This window comes from Nocardia alba NBRC 108234 (assembly GCF_001612665.1).
GTDB classification, from domain to species: Bacteria; Actinomycetota; Actinomycetes; order Mycobacteriales; family Mycobacteriaceae; genus Nocardia; species Nocardia alba.
In genome coordinates this window covers 280,076-302,802 of the sequence record NZ_BDAX01000018.1, presented here as the reverse complement: position 1 = coordinate 302,802, position 22,727 = coordinate 280,076, and the positions used below count along the sequence as shown (strand labels likewise).

Genomic DNA, 22,727 nt, shown 5'->3' with positions numbered 1-22,727 from the left:
CCGAATCATGGGCGTGGAAAAGCCACGCCCTGGGCCGTTGCGTGCCCGGGCGCTGCTCGGGGAGTTGTGACACAAGGCAGAAACGGAGTGCTTGATGAGTTCTTTGGCCACCGACCACGTCAGCTCGAGCATCACCGACGGGGACCCGGGCCAACCGTTCGCCCTCTCACCCGGTCAGACAGCACTGTGGTACGCGCAACGGATTCGGCCCGACATTCCGCTCACCATCGCTCAGTACGTCGAACTGCGCGGTGACCTCGACGTCGGCCGGTTGCTGTACGCCACCGAGCGCTACGGCGCGGAAGCCCAGGTGGGACACATCCGCCTACTCGAGATCGACGGCGTGCCACACCAGCGCGTGGATCCGACGTGGCGGCCCGGCTGGGCCCGGATCGACCTGCGCGGCGAATCCGACCCCCGTGCCGCCGCGCTGGCCTGGATGAACGCCCACGCCAGCACCCCGATCGACATGGAGCACGAACCTCTCACGATCAATGTGGTGTTGCGGATCGGCGACCGGGAATGGTTCTGGTACCAGCGCGGGCACCACATCGTCATCGACGGCTACGGCGCGATGAACGCGCTGTCGCGCGCCGCCGAGATCTACACGGCCGTCGGCGAGCAGCGCGAGCCGTCCGTTTCCCGGGCCGCCGCGCTCGTCGCGCTCTACGCCGACGAATCCCGCTACCGCGAGTCCAGCCGGTTCCGCGCCGACCGCGAGTACTGGATCGAACAGCTCGCCGGCGTGGGCGAACCGATGACGCTGTCGTCGGTCGCCGCCGCGGGCGATACCCACGACGCCGGCCGCCATCGCGCCACCGCCGTGCTCGACACCGACCTCGACACGCTGCTCACCGACGCGATCGCCACCCACGATTCGAGCAACTCCGCACTGATCGTCGCCGCACTCGCCGCCTATGTCCATTCGGTCACCGGCAGCCCGGATGTCGTACTGAGCCTGCCGGTTTCGGCGCGCACCACCGTCGTGCTGCGCCGTTCGGCGGGTGTGGTGTCGAACGTGGTGCCGTTGCGCCTGCGGTTCGAAGGCGACACCACCGTCGCCGACGTCGTACGGCGCACGGCACTGCAGATCACCGGCGCCCTGCGCCACCAGCGCTACCGCTCCGACGACATCCGGCGAGACTGCGGGTACTCCCGCGACGCGCGCGGCTTCTTCGGTCCGATGGTCAACATCATGCTGTTCCACGACGAGGTGAAATTCGACGATATCGCCGGTCAGGTGAACGTTCTCGCCACCGGTCCCGTGGAGGACCTCTCGATCAACATATACAACGGCGACGGCGGCCGCATCCAACTCGACTTCGAGGCCAATCCGAAGCTGTACGGCGAGTCCGAGAACGCCGCCCACCACGCGCGCTACCTCGACTTCCTCGCGCGCTTCCTGGCCGCCGAGCCGACCACCCCCACCTCCGCGATCACCGCGATCACCGCGGCGGAGAACGAGAGCGTGCTGCGCGAGTGGAACGCCACCGAGGTGCCCATGCGGGCCGCGACGCTGGTCTCGCTGTTCGAGGATCAGGTGGGCCGCAGTCCGCACGCCGTCGGTCTCGAATTCGCCGACCGCACACTCGGATACACCGAACTCGGTGACCGGGTGAACCAGCTGGCGCGCGATCTCATCGCCCGCGGCGCGGGCCCGGAGACCACTGTCGGTGTCTGCCTGCAGCGCAGTGTCGATCTGGTCGTGGGAATCTACGCGGTACTCGCGACGGGCGCGGCCTACCTGCCGCTGGATCCCGAGCACCCGGTCGACCGCATCGAGGCCGTGGTGGCGCAGGCGCGTCCGGTGTGTGTGCTCACCGCGGACCGCGACGGGGTCAGGCTGCCCGCGGGCACCGTCCGCGTCGATCTGGACACGCTCGACGTGCGCGGCAACGACGTCGCGCCGATCACCGACGCCGACCGCACCGCGCCGCTGCGCCCCGATCACCTCGCCTATGTCATCTTCACCTCCGGCTCCACCGGCAAACCCAAGGGCGTCGGCGTCACGCATGCCGCGATCGTGAACCGGTTGCGCTGGATGCAGGCCGAATACCCGCTCGACCACACCGACGCCGTCCTGCAGAAGACCCCGGCCACCTTCGACGTGTCGGTGTGGGAGTTCTTCTGGCCGCTGCAGGTCGGTGCGCGGCTGGTCGTCGCGGCGCCCGAAGGCCATCGCGACCCGGCCTACCTCGCCCGGATCATCACCGAGAAAGCCATCACCACAGCACATTTCGTGCCGTCGATGCTGTCGCTGTTCGTCACCGACCCGCGCGTGCGCGGAGGGGCTGGCCTGCGCCGGGTGTTCTGCAGTGGCGAGGCGCTGCCCGGCGCGACGGTCGCCGACTTCCACGCCGCGCTGCACGGCCCCGACGGCGGACCGGAGCTGCACAACCTCTACGGGCCCACCGAGGCCGCGGTCGACGTCACCTACTGGCCCTGCCCGGCCGAGGCCACCACGGTGCCGATCGGCTCGCCGGTGTGGAACACCCAGACCTATGTGCTCGACCCCCGGCTGCGCCCGGTGCCGCCCGGTGTCGTCGGCGAGCTGTACCTGGCGGGCACCCAGCTGGCCCGTGGCTACCTGGGTCGTCCCGACCTGAGTGCCGACCGATTCGTCGCCAACCCCTTCACCCCGGGGCAGCGGATGTACCGCACCGGTGACCTGGCGCGCTGGCAGGTCGCGGGCGGTGTCCTGGAATACCTGGGCCGCACCGACTTCCAGGTCAAGATTCGCGGTCTGCGTATCGAACTCGGCGAGATCGAATCCGCGTTGCTCGCCCAGGACGGCATCGCGCGCGCAGTCTGCGTGGCCCGCACCGGTCGCCTCGGTGACGACGAACTCGTCGCCTACGTCGTCGCCGCGCCGGGCGCGGCGGCCGCCGATCCCACGGCCCTGCTCTCGGCGCTGCGCCGCGCCCTGCCGTCCTACATGGTGCCCTCGGCGGTGGTGGTGCTCGACGAGCTGCCGCTCAGTGCGAACGGCAAGGTCGATCGCAAAGCGCTGCCCGCACCGAGGGAGGTGGTGCGGGTCACCGCCGCCGCCGAACCGCAGACCGAGCTGGAATGCGCGCTCGCGGAGATCTTCACCGAGGTACTGGACCTGGACGGGGTCACGATCGGGATCGAGGACAGCTTCTTCGACCTCGGCGGCAACTCCCTGGTCGCCGCCCGCGCGGTCGCCCGGATCAACGCCGCCCTCGACGCGCACCTCACGATCCGGGAAATGTTCGAATCGCCGACCATCGACGCGCTTGCCGACTACATCAGCACCCACCAGTCCGAGGCCTCCACCCCGAAACTGGTGCCGGCACGCAGGCCCGAACGGGTGCCGCTATCGCTGGCCCAGCAACGGTTGTGGATTCTCAACCGGTTCGCCGAACACGCCGCCGCCTACAACATGCCTCTGGCCTTGCGGCTCACCGGGCAGCTCGACCTCGACGCGTTGCGCGCGGGTCTGCGCGACGTGCTGGTCCGCCACGAGAGCCTGCGCACCAGTTTCCCCGAGGGCCCCGAGGGTCCGTACCAGCTCATCCATCCGGCGGCCGGGGTGGAACCCGAACTCACGCCGATCGAGGCGTCCGCCATCGAGATTCCTGTGCTGGCCGCGCAGGTGGCGGGGCGCGGTTTCGATCTGCGAACCGAGACGCCGCTGCGGGTCGTGCTCTACCGGGTGGGCGCCGAGGAGCATCTGCTGCTCGTGGTGCTGCACCACATCAGTGGTGACGGCTGGTCGGTCGCCCCGCTGGCCCGCGATCTCATGGTCGCGGTGTCGGCGCGCGCGGGCGGTGGCGCACCCGGATGGCAGGCACTGCCGGTGCAGTACGCCGATTTCGCCCTGTGGCAGCGAGAACTGCTCGGTGAGGAAACCGACCCGGAGGCGCCCATCGCACGACAGCTCGGGCACTGGCGCGGGGCGCTGGCCGGACTGCCCGATCAGCTCGACCTGCCGCTGGACCGGCCGCGGCCGGCCGAGCGTGGCACCGGCGGGGAGACCGTCGAGATCGTCATCGATGCCGAAACCCGGCGCGCGGCAGCCGAACTCGCCACCGCGCGCGGCGTGAGCATGTTCATGGTGCTGCACGCGGCGCTGGCCACCCTGCTGGCTCGGCTGTGCGCGAGCACCGATGTCACCATCGGCACGCCCATCGCGGGTCGCTCGGATCCGGCGCTGGACGACCTGGTCGGCATGTTCGTCAACACCCTGGTGTTGCGCACCGAGGTCGACCTCGGTGCCGGGTTCGATCGCATGCTCGACCTGGTCCGCGAGACCGACCTCGATGCCTTCGCCAACCCCGACGTGCCGTTCGAACGACTGGTGGAGCTGGTCAACCCCGATCGTTCGACCAGCAGGCACCCGCTGTTCCAGGTGATGCTGTCCTACGACCGCACCCCGGAACTGCGCGTCGAATTGCCCGGTGTCACCGCGGAACTGGTGCCGATCGACATCGGCGTCGCCAAGTTCGATCTACAGCTCGAGGTTCGCGACAGCCACGACGACGGACCGCTGCACGCCGAATTCGGTTTCGCCACCGATGTTTTCGATCGTGCGACGGTGGAGGCCATCGCCCGGCGGTTCACCACCCTGCTGTCGGCCGCCGTCCGGACCCCCACCACGGCGATCGGCGATCTCGATGTCCTCGACCGCAGGGAGATCGCGCGCTTGGTCCCCGTGGCCGGTGCTCCGGCCGAACCGGCCGGGACGCTGGCTCGCCTGCTCAGCGACACCGCCCAGCACCTGCCCGACTCGGTGGCGGTGCGCTACCTCGGGTTCGACACCACCTACCGCGAACTCGACGAGCGCTCGAACCAGCTGGCACGCGGCCTCATCGCGCACGGCGCCGCACCCGAAACGGTGGTCGCCGTCGCGCTGCCGCGCAGCCTCGAGTCCATCATCGCCATCTGGGCCGTCGCCAAGACCGGCGCCGCGTATGTGCCGGTCGACCCCGCCTACCCGGCCGAGCGCATCGCGCACATGATCGGCGACTCCGGCGCCACGCTCGGGATCACCCTGCCCGAACATCTCGCCGCGCTGCCCGCCCACTCCGGAAAGCACCGGTCCGGACCGGAGTGGATGGTGTTCGGGACCGCCGATTTCGAGGCCGACTGCGCGATCCGCTCGGCCGCACCGCTCTCCGACGCCGACCGCAGGCACCCGATGCGAGCCGGTCAGCCCGCGTACCTCATCTACACCTCCGGCTCGACCGGCACCCCCAAGGCCGTCGTGGTCACCCATGCCGGTATCGCCTCGCTGGCCAGCGAACAGACCCAGCTGTTCAAGGTGACCGAGCACGCGCGGACCATGCACTTCTCCTCGCCCAGCTTCGACGCCTCGGTGCTGGAACTGCTGCTCGGGTTCGCGGCGGGCGCCACGATCGTGGTCGCCCCGGCCGACCTGTACGGCGGTGCGGAGCTGGCCGGTTTCCTTCGCTCGGAACGCATCACCCACGCGTTCATCACCCCCGCCGCGCTGGCCACGGTGCCCGCAGGTGAGTTCCCGGTGCTCAACACGGTGATCGTGGGCGGCGAGGCGTGCTCGGACGAGCTCGTCGCAGCCTGGGCCACCGCGCACCGGATGCACAACATGTACGGCCCGTCCGAGGCCACCGTCGCGGTCACCGCGAGCGCGGCCATGGTGCCGGGCGAGCCCGTCCCGCTCGGGGCGCCCGTGCGCGGCATGCGGCTGTTCGTGCTCGACGGCCGGATGAACCCGGTGCCGCCGGGCACGCCGGGTGAGCTCTACGTCTCGGGGCCCGGACTGGCCCGTGGGTACTTCGGCAAGTCGGCACTGACCGCGCAGCGCTTCGTCGCCAACCCGCACGGGCGGATCGGCGAAAGAATGTATCGCACAGGCGATCTCGTCGTCGTCGACATGGCCGGCGTGCTGCGTTTCCTCGGCCGGGCCGACGACCAGATCAAGATCCGCGGTTTCCGCATCGAACTGCGCGAAATCGACCATGTGCTGCGCGAACACCCGGGCGTGCGGTCGGCGCTGACCATCGTCCACGTCGACGAGCAGGGGCAGCAGCGGCTCGCGTCCTACGTCACCGCAGAAGGGCGGATCGACCCGGCCGCTGTGCTCGACACCGCCCGGGGCAGGTTGCCCGGTTACATGGTGCCCGCCGCGCTGGCGGTGCTCGACGCGATGCCGGTCACCCCGGCGGGCAAACTCGACCGAAAGGCGCTGCCCGCACCGGAATTCGTGGTCAACGGCGGGTCGCGCGCACCGCGCACACACCTGGAGATGCGGGTGGCCGCGGTGTTCACCGAGATCCTCGGCCGCGCGATCCCCGGCGCGGAGGACAGCTTCTTCGACATCGGCGGCAACTCGTTGCTGGCCACCCGGCTCGCCGCCGCGCTGCACGCCGAGTTCGAGGTGGACCTGCCGGTGCGGCAGATCTTCGCGGCACCGACCGTGGCCGGCATCGCCGGGCTGATCACGGAAGCGCCCCGGACGCAGCGGGTGGCGCTGGCGGTACACACCCCGCGCCCGGGACGCATACCACTGTCGCTGCCGCAGCAACGGCTGTGGTTCCTGAACCGATTGTCCCCCGAATCGAGTGCCTACAACATCGCGTTCGTCTTGCGAATCGGCGGAGATCTGGATGTCGAGGCGTTGCGGGGCGCACTCACCGACCTGGTGGCGCGCCACGAAGTACTGCGCACCGTCTTCCCCGAGGACCTCTCCGGCGCCGAGCAGGTGATCCTGCCGCTGGACCGGACGACCCCGCGGATCCACGCCGTCGACACCGACCCCGATCAGGCGAACGCCACGCTGACCGCGCTGGCCCGCCAGGGCTTCGACCTCACCAGGCAGACGCCGCTGCGGGTGTCGTTGCTGCGCACAGCATCCGACGAGCACCTGCTCGGCGTCGTCGTTCACCACATCGCCGCCGACGGCTGGTCGCTCGGCCCGCTGACCCGTGATCTCGCGCTGGCCTACGTGGCCCGCACCGGGGGCGCCGCCCCCGAATCCACGCCGCTGCCCGTGCAATACGCGGACTTCAGCCTGTGGCAGCGCGCCGTGCTCGGCAGCGAGGACGATCCGGACAGCATCAGCGCCACCCAGCTGGCGTTCTGGCGCGAGACGCTGTCCGAACTGCCCGACGAACTGCCGCTGCCGTTCGACCGGCCACGCCCCACCGAACCCACCGGGGCGGCGGGCACGGTGACCTGCCAGGTCTCGGTGCCGCTGCAGGAGGCACTGGGCGAGCTGGCGAGCGCGGCCGGGGTGAGCCTGTTCATGGTCATGCGCTCGGCCCTGTCGGTGCTGCTGCGCGGTGTCACCGGTGGACGCGACATCCCCATCGGCACCCCGGTCGCCGGGCGCACCGACATCCAACTCGACGACCTCGTCGGTATGTTCGTCAACACCCTGGTCCTGCGTTCCGATGTCGATCCCGGCCGCAGCTTCGCCGACCTGCTGCACGCCGATCGCGACGCCGAACTGGCCGCCCTCGCCCACGCCGATGTGCCGTTCGAGCGGGTGGTCGACGCGTTGGGCAGGGAGAGCAGCCGGGCGAGCAACCGGCACCCGCTGTTCCAGGTCGCGCTGAGCATGCAGGACAACCGGACACCGGCGCTGGAACTGCCGGGGCTGCGGCTGAGCGCGCACGAGCTCGACATCGCCCTGGCCAAGTTCGATCTGGAACTGCGGATCGCACCCGCCGAGGCGAGCGGGCTGCGGTTCGACTTCGTCTACGCCACCGAGCTGTTCGACGCCGCCACCATCGAGACCCTCGCCGAGCGGTTCGTGCTGATCCTCACCCAGGTGAGCGCCGACCCACGGCAACTGGTGTGCGATCTGGACCCGCTCACCGTGCCCGAGCGTCGTGACCACGTCCCCGCGCTGGGGCCCGCTGCGGTCACACCGGTCATCCTCGCCGACATTCTCGACGGCACCGCCACGAAGTTCGCGCGGCGGCCCGCGCTGCGCTGGTTCGCCGGCGGTAGCGCCGCCGGGGACGTGGGCGAGCTCGACTACGCCGAGTTCGCTGATCGCGCGCACCGGCTCGGCCGGGCGCTGATCGCGCGCGGCATCGGCGCCGGCGACCGGGTGGCCGTCGGGCTGACCCGGTCACTGGACTGCGTTCTCGCGATCTTCGGCGTCGCCGCCAGCGGTGCCGCGTTCGTCCCGGTCGACCCGCGCTATCCGGCCGACCGGGTGCGGCACATGCTCACCGACTTCGGTGCGCGCGCGGTCATCACCGCGCGCGCCGACGCGGACTCGTTACGTGAGGCAGCGGGCCCGATCGACACCTCGTGGTTGCTGATCGACGGCGACGAACTGAACGCCGAGTTGGCCGGCTACGACGGAGCCAGGATCGACAACGCCGAGCGGATCCGTCCGGTGCGGACCGCCGACCTGGCCTATCAGATCTACACCTCCGGGTCCACCGGCCTGCCCAAGGGCGTCGCCGTCACCCACAGCGGTCTCACCAGCCTCGCGCTCGACCTGGCCGAACGCGTGGGTGTCGACCGGTTCTCCCGGACGTACTTCTCCTCCACGCCCAGTTTCGACGCCTCGGTTCTCGACATGCTCCTCGCTGTCTACTCGGGCGCCGAGATGGTGATCGGCCCGATCGACGTCTACGGCGGTGACGAACTCGGGGCACTGCTGGAACGCGAGCGGATCACCCACACCTTCCTCACCCCCTCGGTGCTGGCCTCGATCGACGTCACCCGCCACCCGCTGCCGCTGCTGCGCGGTCTGATGGCCGGCGGCGAGGCGGTGCCGCCGGACCTGGTGGCCAACTGGGCGCCGGACCGTCGGTTCGTCAACGCCTACGGGCCCACCGAGTTCACCGCCATCGCCGCGATGTCGCAGCTGCGGTCGGGTGTCCCGGTCGCCATCGGCACGCCCGTTCGCGGGTCACGGGCACTGGTGCTCGACGAGCGGCTGCGCCCGGTTGTCACCGGGGTACCGGGTGAGCTCTACCTCGGCGGCGCCGGCATCGCCCAGGGTTATCACGAGCGCTACGGCCTGACCGCGGGACGCTTCATCGCCGAGCCGTTCGGCCCGGTGGGCAGCCGGATGTACCGCACCGGCGACGTGGTGCGCTGGACCGCCGACGGTGCGATCGAATACCTGGGTCGCAGCGACCATCAGGTGAAGGTGCGCGGTTTCCGGATCGAGCTCGGCGAGATCAGCGCCGTCCTCGGCAGTCATCCCGAGGTCCGCTTCTCGCACACCGAGGTCCGCCGGATCGCCGGTGACGATCGGATCGTCGCGTGGATCCAGCTGAACGAGGGCGTCGATCCGGCCGAGGTGGCGCAGGTGAAGCGGCACGCGATGGTCCGGCTGGCCGGGCACATGGTGCCGGCGTCGCTGAACCTGATCGACCGGGTTCCGCTCACTCCGGTCGGCAAGCTCGATCGCACGGCGTTGCCGGAACCGGAATTCACCGCCACCGCGGGCCGGGCACCGGAGACCGACGCCGAGCGGACGGTCGCGCGAGTGTTCGCCGAGCTCGTCGGGGCGAGCGAGATCCGCGCCACCGACAGCTTCTTCGACATCGGCGGCAATTCGCTGCTGGCCACCCAGCTGGTTGCCCGGCTGGCCGCGGCCAGCAATGTGCGTCTGGAGGTGCGCACCGTGTTCGCCGCGCCGACGGTCGCCGAACTCGCCGCGCTCATCGAATCCGGACCGTCCGGCGACGAGTATCGCCCGGACCTGGTGCCACAGCCGCGCCCGGAGCGGATTCCGCTGTCGGCGGCCCAGCGCAGGCTGTGGTTCCTCAATCGCTTCAACGCGGGCGCCGACGGTGCCGATCAGTCGTCGGGCGCCTACAACATCCCGGTCGTGCTGCGCCTGCACGGCACGGTCGACCTCGATGCGCTCATTGCCGCTTTGCACACGGTGCAACGTCGGCACGAGACGCTGCGCACGGTGTTCCCCGAAACCGCGGGGGAGCCCGAGCAGTTGGTGCTCGATCCGGCGATCGCCGCTGTCACCCTGTTCCACGCGACGGCCGCCGTCGGCGAGGTCGGCAACGCGGTGACCCGCTTCGCCACCCCGGGCTTCGATCTCTCCTCCTCGGTGCCGATGCGGGCGGCGCTGATCAGCGTCGACCACACCGGGCAGGCGGTACCGGTCAAGGCCAAGTTCGCCGTCGCGCGCTCGACCGAGCACGTGCTCGTACTGGTCGTGCACCACATCGCGATGGACGGCTGGTCGCTGGAACCACTCGCCGCCGAGGTGGCCGCCGCCTACCGCGGGATCCGGACAGGTGAACCGTTCGGCGAACAGATCCCGCCGGTCCAGTACGCCGACTACACCCTGTGGCAGCGCGAACTCCTCGGCACCGAGGACGATCCGGACTCGCTGATCAGCAAGCAGCTCGAGCACTGGCGCGGGGTGCTCGGCGGCCTGCCCGAACTGCTCACCGTGCCCGCCGATCGGTCGCGCCCGCCGGTGCCCTCGTATCGGGGCGGCACCGTCGACTGCGCGGTGGACGCCGCGACCCACCGGGCGCTGCGTGGCATCGCCACAGCCAACAACGTCAGCATGTTCATGGTGCTGCACGCGGCGCTGGCGGTCCTGCTGCACCGGGTCACCGGTAGCGACGACATCGCTGTCGGCACCGCCAGCGCCGGCCGTGGACATCCGGCACTCGACGCGCTGATCGGCATGTTCGTCAACACCCTGGTGCTGCGCACCGAGGTGTCCGACGAGCGCGCGTTCGTCGACCTGCTGCGCTCCGTCCGCGACGGGGATCTCGACGCGTTCGCCCATGCCGATCTGCCCTTCGAACGGCTCGTCGAGGTCGTCAATCCGGCGCGCACGCAGGCACATCATCCGCTGTTCCAGGTGATGCTGTCGGTGCGCAATACCCCGGTGCGGATGCTGGAACTGCCCGGGCTGCGGATCGAGGCCGTCGACGCCGACGCCGGTATCGCCAAGTTCGACCTGCAGTTCACCTTCACCGAGACCCAGACCGCCGACCGGGTGGGCGACGGCATCAGCCTGTCGGTGAACTACGCGGCGGACCTGTTCGACGAGGTCACCGCGCGCAGGCTCGGCGACCGACTGGTTCGGTTGCTCACCGGTGTGGCCGCCGACCCGAACACCCCGGTCGGCGATCTCGCCCTGCTCGACGCGGTCGAGTGGACCGCGCTGGCGCCGGTGCACGGTGCCCGCGCCGAGCAGGCGGTCACGCTGCCCGCGGTTTTCGAGGCCGCCGTCGCCCGTTCCCGCGACGGTGTCGCGCTGTGCGCCGGGGACACGGTGGTCACCTACGATGCGCTCGACCGGTGGACCAACCGGCTCGCGCGGGTCCTGATCGGACAGGGCGTGGGACCGGAAACCCTGGTGGCCCTTGGTATTCCGCGCTCGGTGGAATCGGTGGCGACCATGCTCGCCGTCGCGAAGGCGGGCGCGGCGTTCGTGCCGGTCGACCCGAACTACCCGCCGCAGCGGATCGGTCACATGCTCGCCGATTCCGGCGCGGCGCTGGGTTTGACGCTGCTCGAGCATCGTGATCAGCTGCCCACCGACACCCGGTGGCTGGTCCTGGACGACCCGCAGACCCGGGCCACCGTGCTCGGCGCCGACGACTCGCCGGTCACCGACGCCGAACGGATTCGTCCGCTGCGCGTGCACAACCCGGCGTACGTGATCTACACGTCGGGTTCCACCGGGACACCGAAGGGCGTCGTGGTCACCCACGGCGGCCTGTCGAACTTCGCCGCCGAGACCGCCGACCGGTTCGATGTGCGTCCCGGCAGCCGCGTACTGCACTTCGCCACCCCGAGCTTCGACGCCGCCATGCTCGACCTGCTGTTCGCGCTCGGTGGGGCGGCGACGCTGGTGATCTCCCCGCCCGGCGTCGTCGGCGGGGAGGACCTGCGCCAGGTGTTCATCCGGGAACGGATCACCCACGCGTTCATCACCACCGCCGCGCTGGGCACCGTCGACCCGACGGGGGTGAACTCGCTGGCCCACGTCCTCGTCGGTGGTGAGGCGCTCCCGCCGGAGCTGCTCGCCCGCTGGGCGCCGGGACGCAACTTCTACAACGTGTACGGCCCCACCGAGACGACCATCGTCACGTTGATGCCGCAGCCGATGACGCCGCAGGGGCCGATCACCATCGGTGGGCCGATTCGCGGCGTCGCGGCCAGCGTGCTGGACCGGCGACTGCACCCGACGCCGATCGGTGTGACCGGCGAGTTGCAGCTGGCGGGTTCGGCGTTGGCGCGCGGTTATCTCAACCGGCCCGGCCTCACCGCGCAGCGGTTCGTGGCCGACCCCTACGGCGCGCCGGGCGAACGGATGTACCGCACGGGCGACCTGGTGCGCTGGCGTGACGGCGCGAGGTCGGCGCTGGATGTGGAGTACGTCGGCCGCACCGACCACCAGGTGAAGGTGCGCGGTTTCCGGATCGAACTCGGCGAGATCGACGTCGCGTTCGCCCGGCACGCCGATGTCGAGCTCGCGCTCACCATCGGCCACACCACGCAGGCCGGGGCCACCGCCCTGGTCTCGTATGTGAAGGCGCGCACCGGGAGCGCGCCGAGCGTGCCCGAACTGCTCGAGCACGTCGCCGGGCACGTGCCGAACTACATGGTCCCGCAGGCGATCATTCTGCTCGACGAGGTGCCGCTGAGTCCGGTCGGCAAGCTCGATCGTGCCCGGCTGCCCGAGCCGGTGTTCACCGCGTCCGGTGGTTATCGCGCACCGGTGACCGCCGCCGAGACAGCGCTGTGCGCGGTATTCGCCGAGGTGCTCGGGGTCGACCGGGTCGGCGTGGACGACGGGTTCTTCGAACTCGGCGGCAACTCCCTGCTGGCCACCACGGTTGTCGCGGCGCTGCGTGAACAGGGCTACGACATGCCCGTGCAGATGATGTTCGGCAACGCCACGCCGTCGGCCATCGCCGGCAAGCTCGACGATGTCGACCCGGAGGCGATGATCGAGGCGGCCACCGGCCCGGTGCTCGCGATCCGCCCGTCCACCAGCCCGCACGACACCCCACTGTTCTGTGTGCACCCGGCGATCGGCCTGGCCTGGTGCTACGCGGGATTGCTGGCTCATCTCGCCCCGCAGCGTCCGGTGTACGGCCTGCAGGCTCCGCACGTGTCCGGAGACGACAGCTTCACCTCGATTCCCGAAGCCGCCGGACACTATGTCGCCCATATCAAGTCGATCCAGCCGCACGGCCCCTATCACCTGCTCGGCTGGTCGCTCGGCGGCCTGATCGCGCAGGAGATCGCCGTGCAGTTGCAGGAGATGGGCGAAGACGTCGCGCTGCTGGCGATGATGGACAGCTACCAGCTCGGCGACCGCTGGCTCGACACCTCGATGCCCAGCGTCGCCGACATCCTCGGCGAGTTCGGCGCCGACCTGGTCGACGGCGCAGCGTTGCCCGCCGACCTCGATCTGCACGACGCGGCGAATCTGCTGCGGGCCGAGGCAGGCCCGTTCGCCGCGCTCTCGATGGACCACCTGCAACGCCTCTATACCGGCTACGCCGATGGCACCGTCATGGCCAACCGGTTCCGGCCGCGCACCTTCGACGGCGATCTCGTGTTCTTCACCGCCGCGGCGGACGAGATCAACGCCGCCGATCCGAGCCGGTGTGCCGACGCGTGGCAACCGTTCGTCACCGGCAACATCCATAACCACGACCTGCCCTGCAGGCACGCGGCGATGACCACACCGGAATCGTTGGCGGAGATCGGCCCTGTGCTGCATCGCCACCTCGATGCCGTCCCGGAGATCACCGTGTGCGGCAGCGGCCAGAAGGAGATGCGTCCGTGAGTCTCGCGGTAGAAGTGCACGGCCTGGCCAAGAGCTACGGCAAGGTGCGCGTATTGAAGGAAATCGACCTGGAGATCCCGGCGGGGACGGTCCTCGGCCTGCTGGGGCCCAACGGCGCAGGCAAGACCACCACCGTGCGGATCGTCACCACGTTGTTGCGACCCGACGCCGGTTCGGTGCGCGTCGCCGGTGTCGACGTGTTGGGCGACCCCGCCACCGCGCGCACCAGGATCGGGTTGTCCGGCCAGTACGCGGCGGTCGACGCGAACCTCACCGGCTACGAGAACCTGCGTATGGTGGCGCGCCTGTACGGCATGGGACGCAGGCAGTCGGTCGCCCGCGTGGAGGAACTGCTCACCGCGTTCGGACTCGACCACGCGGCGGGTCGGCGCGCGGGCACCTATTCCGGCGGCATGGCACGTCGCCTCGACCTGGCCGGTGCGCTGGTGGCCCGGCCGCCGGTGGTGGTGCTCGACGAACCGACCACCGGCCTCGATCCGCGCGGTCGCCTCGATATGTGGCAGGTGATCGGGGATCTCGTCGACGACGGCACCACCGTCCTGCTCACCACCCAGTACCTGGAGGAAGCCGACCTCCTCGCCGACCGGATCACCGTCATCGACAAGGGCACCGTCATCGCCCGTGGTTCGGCCGACGAACTGAAGACGTCCATCGGCGGCGACCGGCTCACGGTCACCCTCGCCGCGGGGCAGAACCCGTGGCCCGCGGTGCAGGTTCTGCACCAGGTCGGAGTCGGCGAACCGATCCACGAACCCGGCAGCGACGAGGTGTCGGTGGTGGTCGGCGACGGGTCTCGCACGATGGTCGAAGCGCTGCGCCGCCTCGACGACGCCGGCGTCTGCGTCCTCGACGCGAACGTCGTGCGCCCCACCCTCGACGATGTGTTCCTTTCGCTCACCGGCACCCCGGCCGAGCCCATTCCCGAACCCGAGACCGACGACGTGCAAGAGGAGGTCCTGTCGTGAGCGCCCCCGACATCACGGTGGACGAGTACGAAACCCGTGATCTGCCCATCCAGCCGGCGAGCCAGCGCACGCCCGCTACCGAGGAGATGGAACCGAAGGCCCGGTTCGTGCGCGACAGCGCGATCGTGGCCTACCGCAACCTGCTGACCATCCTGCGGGTGCCGACGCTGCTGGTCACCGCCACCATCCAGCCGCTGATGTTCGTGTTCCTGTTCGCCTACATCTTCGGTGCCTCGCTCGGCGGCGACCAGTACCGGGAGTTCCTGCTGGCCGGCATCTTCACTCAGACCGTGGCGTTCAATGCCGCGTTCACCACCGTCGGCCTGGCCGGTGACCTGCAGAAGGGCATCATCGACCGGATGCGGACGTTGCCGATGTCGCGGCTGGCGGTTCTGATGGGACGAACGCTGTCCGACCTGGTCGTCAACATCGTGAGCCTGGGCGTGATGTCGATCTGCGGGTACATCGTCGGCTGGCGCATCCACGGCAGCTTCGGCGATGCCGTGATCGCCTTCGCCATCATCTTGCTGTTCGCGTTCGCCATGTCGTGGGTCGGAGCCCTGACCGGGTTGATCTCGCCGACGGTGGAGGTCGCGCAGAGCGCGGGCTTGATCTGGCTGTTCCCGCTGACGTTCATCTCCTCGGCGTTCATCTCCGCCGAGACGCTGCCGGGTCCGCTGCGCGCGATCGCCGAATGGAATCCGATCACGGCGGTGTCGGCCGCGGGCCGCAAGCTCTTCGAGAACGACTCGCCCCCGACCTTCGTCCCCGCGACAGGGTGGGCCGCGGAGAACTGCATCCTCTACGCGATCATCTGCTCGCTGGTCATCCTCGCCATCGCGATGCCCGCGGCCCTACTGCAGTACCGCAAAGTAGCCAGTCACTGAATCATCGGCGGCTGGCGCCGAGAACGCCGAAGGCCGCCTTCCCGGATCGGGTAGGCGGCCTTCGGCGTTGCCACTGTGCTATCCGCGGCGACGGGTCTTCAGGAGGTCGAGGCGCTCCTTGAGCAGCTCCTCGAGCTCCTCCTTGCTGCGACGTTCGAGCAGCATGTCCCAGTGGGTGCGCGGCGGCTTGACCTTCTTGGTCTCCACGGAGGTGCCCTCCATGAGCTGGCCCTCCTGACCGTTACGGCACAACCAGGTGGGCGGGATCTCCGCGTCGTCGGCGAACGGGACGTCGAATTCCTCACCGTTGTCGGTGCGGTAGCGGGCGATCCGGCGCGGGGCCAAGTCGTGGTCGCGATCGGTCTCGTAGCTCACCGCTCCGAGCCTGCTGCCCCGGAGTACGCGATCTGCCATGTGTGCTCCTGTAATTTCGGCGGCTGGTGCCGCAACTCGTACTACCTCAACGCACGGGAAGTATGAACTGTTCCATTGTAGTCGCCCTGCCGCGGCAACCGAGCGACCCCCGAACCGGCGCGGACGGAGGTCGCAATCGGTGGGGTGCCCGCTGAGCGAGACCTGAACCGGCGAATTGTTTCACGGGCCGATAGGGTCTCGAATCATGTCGCGCAGTCGCCTGCTGTCCTGCCTGTGGTGCGGGCGGGAGATCGTGGATTCGGAGTCGGGTCGGCGTCGCCGCTATTGCCGCCAGTCGTGTCGCCAACGTGCCTACGAGCACCGCAGCAGTCTCAAGGGAACCGGGATTCCCGAGGACGCGGTGGTGCTGACCGCGCAGGAGGCCGCCGATCTCGCCGATCGGTGGTTCGCGGCGCGGTGTGCGGCCGAGGATGTGGCCACCGCGGTGGGGGAGGGAGCCTCCCCGGCGGAATTGACGGAGCTCAGCGCGACATTGCTACAGCTGGCGCGGGAAGCGGAACGACTTCGCTGAACGCGCGAAATCCCCTGTATCCCACCGTGATTCGGTGTGATGCAGGGGATTTCGATAGCGGTCGACGCTAGGTCGACACTGCCTCCCTGGCACGCAGGTACACCGTCGTGACGCCCCCGGCCACCAAGAGCGCGAGGGCCGCGCCGGCACCGGTGGTCGCGAGGTCGGGGCTGGTGAGGGGTTGTCCGGACAGGGCCTGCCAGGTCACGAGCGTGAGCAGGCCGAAGTATCCGAGGGTGGCGACCACGAGCAACGCCGCACGGGTCGTTTCGGTGCGCAACCAGCGGTAACGAGGCGCGAGGGCCACCAGTGCGACGGTGAGCAGCAGCAGCACCTGGATGCCGTGCAACCCGACGAAATGCGGGACGCGCAGGTCGCCGCCGATGGTGCTCCAGTGGGTGATCGGCATGCCCGCCGCAGCGTCACGTGCTGTATCGCCGGGCCGCACCGTATGACCCGCCAGCAATCCCACGACGGTGCCGTCGGCATTGCGGACGAGCTGCGGTCCGGTGAACGCCATCAGATACCCGAGCGCCATCCCGGTCACCGCCAGCCACAGCCCGGCCTTCAATGCGACCCTGGTCGGCCGGTCGGCCAGTTTCTGCCACGAGATGATCACCGCCAGTACGAGATTGGCGAGGAACAGGCCCGGCACACCGGAGGCGAACACCTGCTGCCCGATCACGTTGACCGGATCGGCCGAGCCGTTGAAATGGCTGAACGTCCCGCGGGCCGCCTGCACCGCGATGAATCCCACATCGGCGACCCCGGTGATCGCGAAGACGGTGCCCAGCCACCAGGTGGCTCGCCGTCCGCGATGCGGCAGCCGCAGCATCCAGGCCAGCGTCACGCCGTAGAGGGCGAAGGCGAGGCCGAACTTGGCCGGTTTGAGCCAGACCGATTCGCCGAGGAGCAGTCGATCGTCGACCACCATGCCGACGATCGACACCAGCACCAGTGCGGCCATGAGCGTGGAGTTCACCAGCAGTGGGCCGTGCCAGGGTGCGCGGTCGGTGCCGTCGCGCGCGGTAGGGGACGTGATGCGGGACAGAGTGCGGGTGAGGTCGATCGTCGCCATGTACCGAAGGTAGAAATCCGGTGCGCCACATCACGTCCCGCTGCGGAACGGTTCGACTCCGATACCGGGGTACGGGTCGGCCTACTCCGGTTCTAGGGGTCGTCTCAGATGCCCATCCGCCAGATCGCGGTGTCGACCGCGCGCGGTGAGACGAGCGCGAGTGCCTGCAGGACACGGGTGTAGGTCGGGTACAGCTCGACCGGGCGGGTCCGGATCGCGGTGGTGATCCAGTCGGCGGCTTCCTCGGCCGACAGTGCCGCCGCGTCGGCGTACTTGCCGGTGGGCGCGATCATCTCGGTGCGCACCAGGGGATAGCCGATCGTGGTGACATGGACGCCGTGGCGCCGGGTCTCCGCGCCGAGACTGCGGCCGAACGCGCCGAGCGCCGCCTTCGAGGCGTGGTAGGCGGTGAACAGCGGCATCGACCCGGCCGCCACACCCCAGGTCGCGACGTTGACGACGTGCCCGGTGCCCGCGTCGAGCATCGACGGCAGCAGGCCCATCGTGAGCCGGGTCGCCCCGAAGTAGTTCAGTGCCATGGTGCGTTCGTAGTCGTGGAACCGGTCGGTGGCGTCGACGGCGCCGCGACGGATCGAACGGCCCGCGTTGTTCACCAGTACGTCGACGGTGCCGAACTGTGCGAGCAGTGTCTTGACCAGCGTGTCGGTCTGCTCGGCGTCGGCGAGGTCGCAGGGGATCATCTCGGCGTCGCCGCCTTCGGCGCGGACCGCGTCGCGCACCTCGGCCAGTGGTTCGGCGTTCCTGGCGACGAGCACCACCCGGGCTCCCTGCCTGCCGAGCGCCATCGCCGCGGCTTTCCCGACGCCCGACGAGGCGCCGGTCAGCACCACAGTCTTGCCCGCGATCGCCTGTTGCTCCCTGTGGACCAATCGGGCGAGTACGCGGGGGAGCGCGGGTGGGTTGAGCAATACCGATTGTGCGAACTCGGCGAACACGGGGACTCCTGTCGAGTCGGAAAGCGTCAGTAATTGACTAAATAGTAAATTACAAAACCGCCAATTCGGTGTCAACCGGCATCGGGTGCGATGGTTGGATGGCACGGTGAGCACAGCCGGTACCAAAGGTGTCCCGCGCCCCGAGCGTGAACAGCAGATCCTCGACGCCGCCGTCGCCGAGCTCGGTCGCGTGGGGTACGCGGGTCTGTCCCTGGCCGACGTCGCGCAGCGTGCGGGCGTGTCCAAGCCGCTGGTCTACACCTACTTCCAGTCCAAGGACGGGCTCTACATCACCTGCGTGGACCGGGCGGCCACGGTCCTGTTCGACGCGATCGAATCCGCCATCGCCGGGGCGGGCGGCCTGAGCAAGGCCGAACGAACCCTCGACGCGATCTTCGTCGCGCTGGCACCGCGCCCGCACGACTGGACCGTCCTGTTCGACCGCTCCCACCCCGACGACGGCCCCGCCGCCGACGCCGTGCGCGCCGCCCGCCGCCGGATCGCCGCCCAAGCCGCGCGCGGTGTCGCCGACGCCATCGGCGCTGTCGAACTCACCGACCCGACCGACCTCTCGGCGCTGACCGACGTCTGGATGGGCGCGGTGACCTCGCTGGTCCTGTGGTGGTTGCGCCACCCCGACGAGACAGCCACCCAGATGACCGCCCGCAGCCACCGCCTGATCGCTGCCCTTCTCGCGGCCCCTCGATAGAGACATCCGCACCCCAGCTGGATGCGGATGTGATTGTCCGACAGGTGTTTACGAGGCGGCCTCAGTGGTCGACCCGGCCGACGGCAGCAATTCGGCGAGCACCGGAGCCCATTCGTGGCGGCGTCCAGGGAAGCAGCGCTCGAGCAGGTCGGCCATGATCGAGGGCGCGATGGAAGCGCCGGGGGAGGCGCCGAGAAGCCCCGCGATGGTGCCGTCGGCGCCGGTGACCAACTCGGTGCCGAATTCGAGTACGCCGCCGTGCTCGCGATCGGGTTTCACCAGTTGGGCGCGTTGCCCGGCCTGGACAAGGGTCCAATCGGCGGGGTCGGCGGTCGGGTAGAAGCGCCGTAGCTGGGCGAACTTGCGGCGCGGTGAGGCCAGCAGTTCGGTGACGAGGTAGCGGACCAGATCGACGTTGCGCAGGCCGACCGCGAGCAGCGGGACGATATTGTGCGGGCGCAAGGTGGTGAACAGGTCGGTGAGCTTGCCGTGGCGTAGCAGGCGGGTACTGAAGGTGGCGTAGGGGCCGAACAGCAGCGCACCGGCGCCGTCGACCTCGCGCCGATCCAGATGCGGCACCGACATCGGCGGTGCGCCCAGCGCGGCCTGGCTGTACACCTTGGCATGATGCTCGGCGACGACCTCGGGATTGTCGGTGCGCAGGAACTGCGCCCCGAGCGGGAACACCCCGTATCCACGCACCTCGGGCAGACCGGCCCGCTGCAACAGCCGCAACGCGTAACCGCCCGCGCCGACGAACACGAACCGGGCCCTGACCCGGAACCGCCGCCCACTGTCGAGATCGCGACCGCGCACGGTCCACAGCCCGTCGGGGCCGCGGGTGAGTCCGGTGATCTCACGACGCATCCGGACCGCGTTGCCCGCCGCGCTCATCGTCGGCAACAGCGACCTGGTCAGCGCCCCGAAGTCGACGTCGGTGCCCGCGGTATGCCGGGTGGCCGCCAGCGCCTCGCCGTCGGCTCGACCGCGTACGAGCAGCGGCGCCCAGCCGGCGATCACCGCACGGTCCTCGGTGTACTCGAGCTGCGCGAACGCGGGCAGCGCGCGCAGCGTCGCGTACCGCTGCCGCAGGTAGGCGATGTCGCGGTCGCCGAAAACCACCGTGACATGCGGTGTGGGGGTCAGGAACGTGTCGGGCTCCAGTTCGCCCCGGTGGGCCAGCGCCGACCAGAACCGGCGCGAGAGTGCGAACTGATCGGCGATCCCCGCCGCCTTGGCGCCATCGCTCGCGTCGGGCATGTAATTGAGCTCGCACATCCCGGAGTGGCCGGTGCCGGCGTTGTTCCACGGATGACTGCTCTCCGCCGCCGGTTCGCCCAGCCGCTCGAACAGCGCGATCGACCAGTCGGGCGCGAGGGTGCTCAGCAGGGCGCCGAGCGTGGCCGACATGATGCCACCGCCGATCAGGACCGCATCGAGGATGTCGTCACCGCTGCCGGAGCGGGGTCGTGTGGGTGTGGTGTCGTTCATGGTCGAACCTCCCGTGAGCTGTGTACCGCCATCGTCACGCCGACAGCAGTAATCCGTCCAACACGGAATCGCCGAAGATATGATCCGGATATGGATGATTCAGCGCGGTCGGGAGCACAGGCGCTGGCTCCGCTGCTCGCCGCCTTCGACGCGGCGGCCGAAGAGGGCCACTTCACGCGGGCGGCGCAGCGACTCGGTGTGCCGCAGTCCTCACTGAGCCGGCGCGTCACAACGATGGAACAGCTCCTCGGCGTCGCCCTGTTCCAGCCGGTGGGGCGTGGGGTCGCGCTCACCCCGCAGGGCCGTGATCTCCACGCGCGGACCAGGGGACTGGTGCGCGCGCTCGACGACGCGGTGCGGCAGGTGCGCGCCGACGCCGACCCCGACAGCGGGCTGGTGCGGTTCGGTTTCCCGCTCACCCTCGGCCCGGTGAGCATTCCGTCGTTGCTCGCGCAGTTCCACACCCGCGCGCCGCGGATCCGGCTGCACCTGGTGCAGGCGCACGGCGAGGCGCTGGCCGAGCAGGTGCGCGAGGGCGGACTCGACCTCGCGGTGATGATCCCGCCGCCGCCCGATCTGCCGACCGTCGATCTCGGACGACAGCGCATCGACCTGCACGTGTCGCGCACCCACCCGCTGGCTCGGCGCGCCCGCATCGATCTCGCCGAACTGGCCGAGGAGGCGTTCATCGCCAACCCGCCCAGCTATCAGTTACGCACGCTGCTCGACAGTTGGTGTGCCGCGGCGGGTTTCACGCCACGAGTGGTATTCGAGATCACCGAGTTCGAAACGCTGCGCGCGCTGGTGGCGCTCGGACAGGGCGTGGCGCTGTTGCCCGCGGCCGAGGTCGCGAACCCCGACCTGGCGGTGATACCCATCGATGGCGAACGCGACCGCGAGGTCGGCCTGGTCTCGGGAGACCATGACTCGACGCTCGCGGTCGCGCGGCTTCGGGAGTTCCTGATCGCGCGCCGGGCGGCGATCAGTGGGTGAGTGGGATCAGTCCTGGGCGATGCCGGCATCGACGCCACGCGCGGCGAGCCACGGGTGCGGGTCGATCGGGGCGCCGTAGAGCGAGCCGTCCGGCACGTGCACCTCGTAGTGCAGGTGCGGACCGGTGGAATTGCCACGGTTACCGACGGTGGCGATGGTGTCACCGGCGTTGACGTGCTGACCGACCTGAACCAGGATGTCGTTCACGTGGCCGAACACACCGATGGTGCCGTCATCCTGCTGGACGCGGACCCACAGGCCGAAGCCCGTGGCCGGACCGGCCTCGATCACGGTACCGTCGGTGACGGCGAAGATCGGCGCGCCGATCGGGTCACCGAAGTCGATGCCGTTGTGCGCGGTGCCCCAGCGCGCGCCGAAGTAGGAGGTCAGCCTGCCGGTGACCGGCCGAACGGTCTGCGGGCGCGGCGGCGGGGGAGCGATGAACGGCAGCGCCGGCAGCGCGAGGCCGACGGCCTCGCGGTGCTCCTCCCACGGGATCGGGGCGGACACGGGGGTCTCGCCCTGCGGGCCCTGGGCCTCGGCGGGGGTGTACGCGGTGAAGCGGTACGGCGACTGGCCGGAGTTGATGGCCTCGGTGGCATCCGCGGCGATCGTGGTAGTGGGGACAGGGCTCTCGGGCTCACTGAAAGTGGCGACGGAGGTACCCACGAGTGCGGACAAAGCCACCGCACCCGCGACCACGCCTCCCCAACGACCTGCGAAGGCGTCGGAGACTCGAGCAGATAACGGGTTGGTCACGAACATGTTGTAGAACGTAGCTAAACCGTAACCTTCGCGGCGAATCCTGTGGCGGCCATCACGATGCGCTATAACCCCAGTTGATCTATAACAATAGTCTAACGAATGACCGACATTCTGATACTCACCGGGCGAAATGCCCCTGCTCAAGATCGTTGCC

General features: G+C 69.7%; 11 protein-coding genes. 6 read left to right on the top strand and 5 right to left on the bottom strand.

Translation table 11 applies throughout. The features are described 5' to 3' along the window. Window positions 1–94: 94 nt before the first annotated feature. The 3 genes from NA12_RS20460 to NA12_RS20450 all read left to right on the top strand — a co-directional run bounded on the left by NA12_RS20460 (window position 95) and on the right by NA12_RS20450 (window position 15,635). Window positions 95–13,762: a non-ribosomal peptide synthetase gene (locus NA12_RS20460; RefSeq protein WP_165914834.1), complete on the top strand. Its 13,668-nt coding sequence runs from the start codon at window positions 95–97 to the stop codon at window positions 13,760–13,762. After that, window positions 13,759–14,748, top strand: coding sequence for an ATP-binding cassette domain-containing protein (locus NA12_RS20455; protein WP_067453489.1), 990 nt, complete (start codon window positions 13,759–13,761; stop codon window positions 14,746–14,748). Before NA12_RS20460 ends, NA12_RS20455 begins: the two co-directional genes overlap by 4 nt. 86 nt (window positions 14,749–14,834) lie before the next feature. Then, window positions 14,835–15,635, top strand: coding sequence for an ABC transporter permease (locus NA12_RS20450; protein ID WP_067453853.1), 801 nt, complete (start codon window positions 14,835–14,837; stop codon window positions 15,633–15,635). Window positions 15,636–15,713: 78 nt separating this feature from the next. Here the strand turns inward: NA12_RS20450 and NA12_RS20445 are convergent, their stop codons facing one another. Further along, window positions 15,714–16,049, bottom strand: coding sequence for an RNA polymerase-binding protein RbpA (locus NA12_RS20445; protein WP_067453486.1), 336 nt, complete (start codon window positions 16,047–16,049; stop codon window positions 15,714–15,716). 205 nt (window positions 16,050–16,254) lie between these two features. On the opposite strand from NA12_RS20445, the gene NA12_RS20440 reads away from it, so the two are divergent. After that, complete coding sequence (locus tag NA12_RS20440) at window positions 16,255–16,581, top strand: hypothetical protein (protein WP_067453483.1); 327 nt, start codon at window positions 16,255–16,257, stop codon at window positions 16,579–16,581. Between the two features lie 67 nt (window positions 16,582–16,648). Here NA12_RS20440 and NA12_RS20435 read toward each other — a convergent pair whose 3' ends face one another. Both NA12_RS20435 and NA12_RS20430 read right to left on the bottom strand, forming a co-directional pair. Beyond that, complete coding sequence (locus tag NA12_RS20435; RefSeq protein ID WP_067453480.1) at window positions 16,649–17,659, bottom strand: hypothetical protein; 1,011 nt, start codon at window positions 17,657–17,659, stop codon at window positions 16,649–16,651. 104 nt (window positions 17,660–17,763) lie between these two features. Then, window positions 17,764–18,615 (bottom strand): SDR family oxidoreductase, encoded by an 852-nt coding sequence (locus NA12_RS20430; protein ID WP_084472946.1) that lies wholly within the window; start codon window positions 18,613–18,615, stop codon window positions 17,764–17,766. A 106-nt stretch (window positions 18,616–18,721) separates the two neighbouring features. On the opposite strand from NA12_RS20430, the gene NA12_RS20425 reads away from it, so the two are divergent. Further along, window positions 18,722–19,324 carry a TetR/AcrR family transcriptional regulator gene (locus tag NA12_RS20425; protein ID WP_067453847.1) on the top strand — a complete coding sequence of 201 codons (603 nt, stop codon included), beginning with the start codon at window positions 18,722–18,724 and terminating at the stop codon, window positions 19,322–19,324. A gap of 48 nt (window positions 19,325–19,372) precedes the next feature. Here NA12_RS20425 and mqo read toward each other — a convergent pair whose 3' ends face one another. Further along, window positions 19,373–20,815, bottom strand: a complete 1,443-nt coding sequence (gene mqo, locus NA12_RS20420) for a malate dehydrogenase (quinone) (protein WP_067453477.1) — start codon at window positions 20,813–20,815, stop codon at window positions 19,373–19,375. Between the two features lie 90 nt (window positions 20,816–20,905). Between mqo and NA12_RS20415 the strand changes: the two genes are divergently transcribed. Next, window positions 20,906–21,808 (top strand): LysR family transcriptional regulator, encoded by a 903-nt coding sequence (locus tag NA12_RS20415; RefSeq protein ID WP_067453474.1) that lies wholly within the window; start codon window positions 20,906–20,908, stop codon window positions 21,806–21,808. A 6-nt stretch (window positions 21,809–21,814) separates the two neighbouring features. Here the strand turns inward: NA12_RS20415 and NA12_RS20410 are convergent, their stop codons facing one another. Continuing rightward, a complete protein-coding gene (locus NA12_RS20410; RefSeq protein WP_307188356.1) occupies window positions 21,815–22,477 on the bottom strand; it encodes a M23 family metallopeptidase in 663 nt (220 codons plus the stop codon). Window positions 22,478–22,727: the final 250 nt, after the last annotated feature.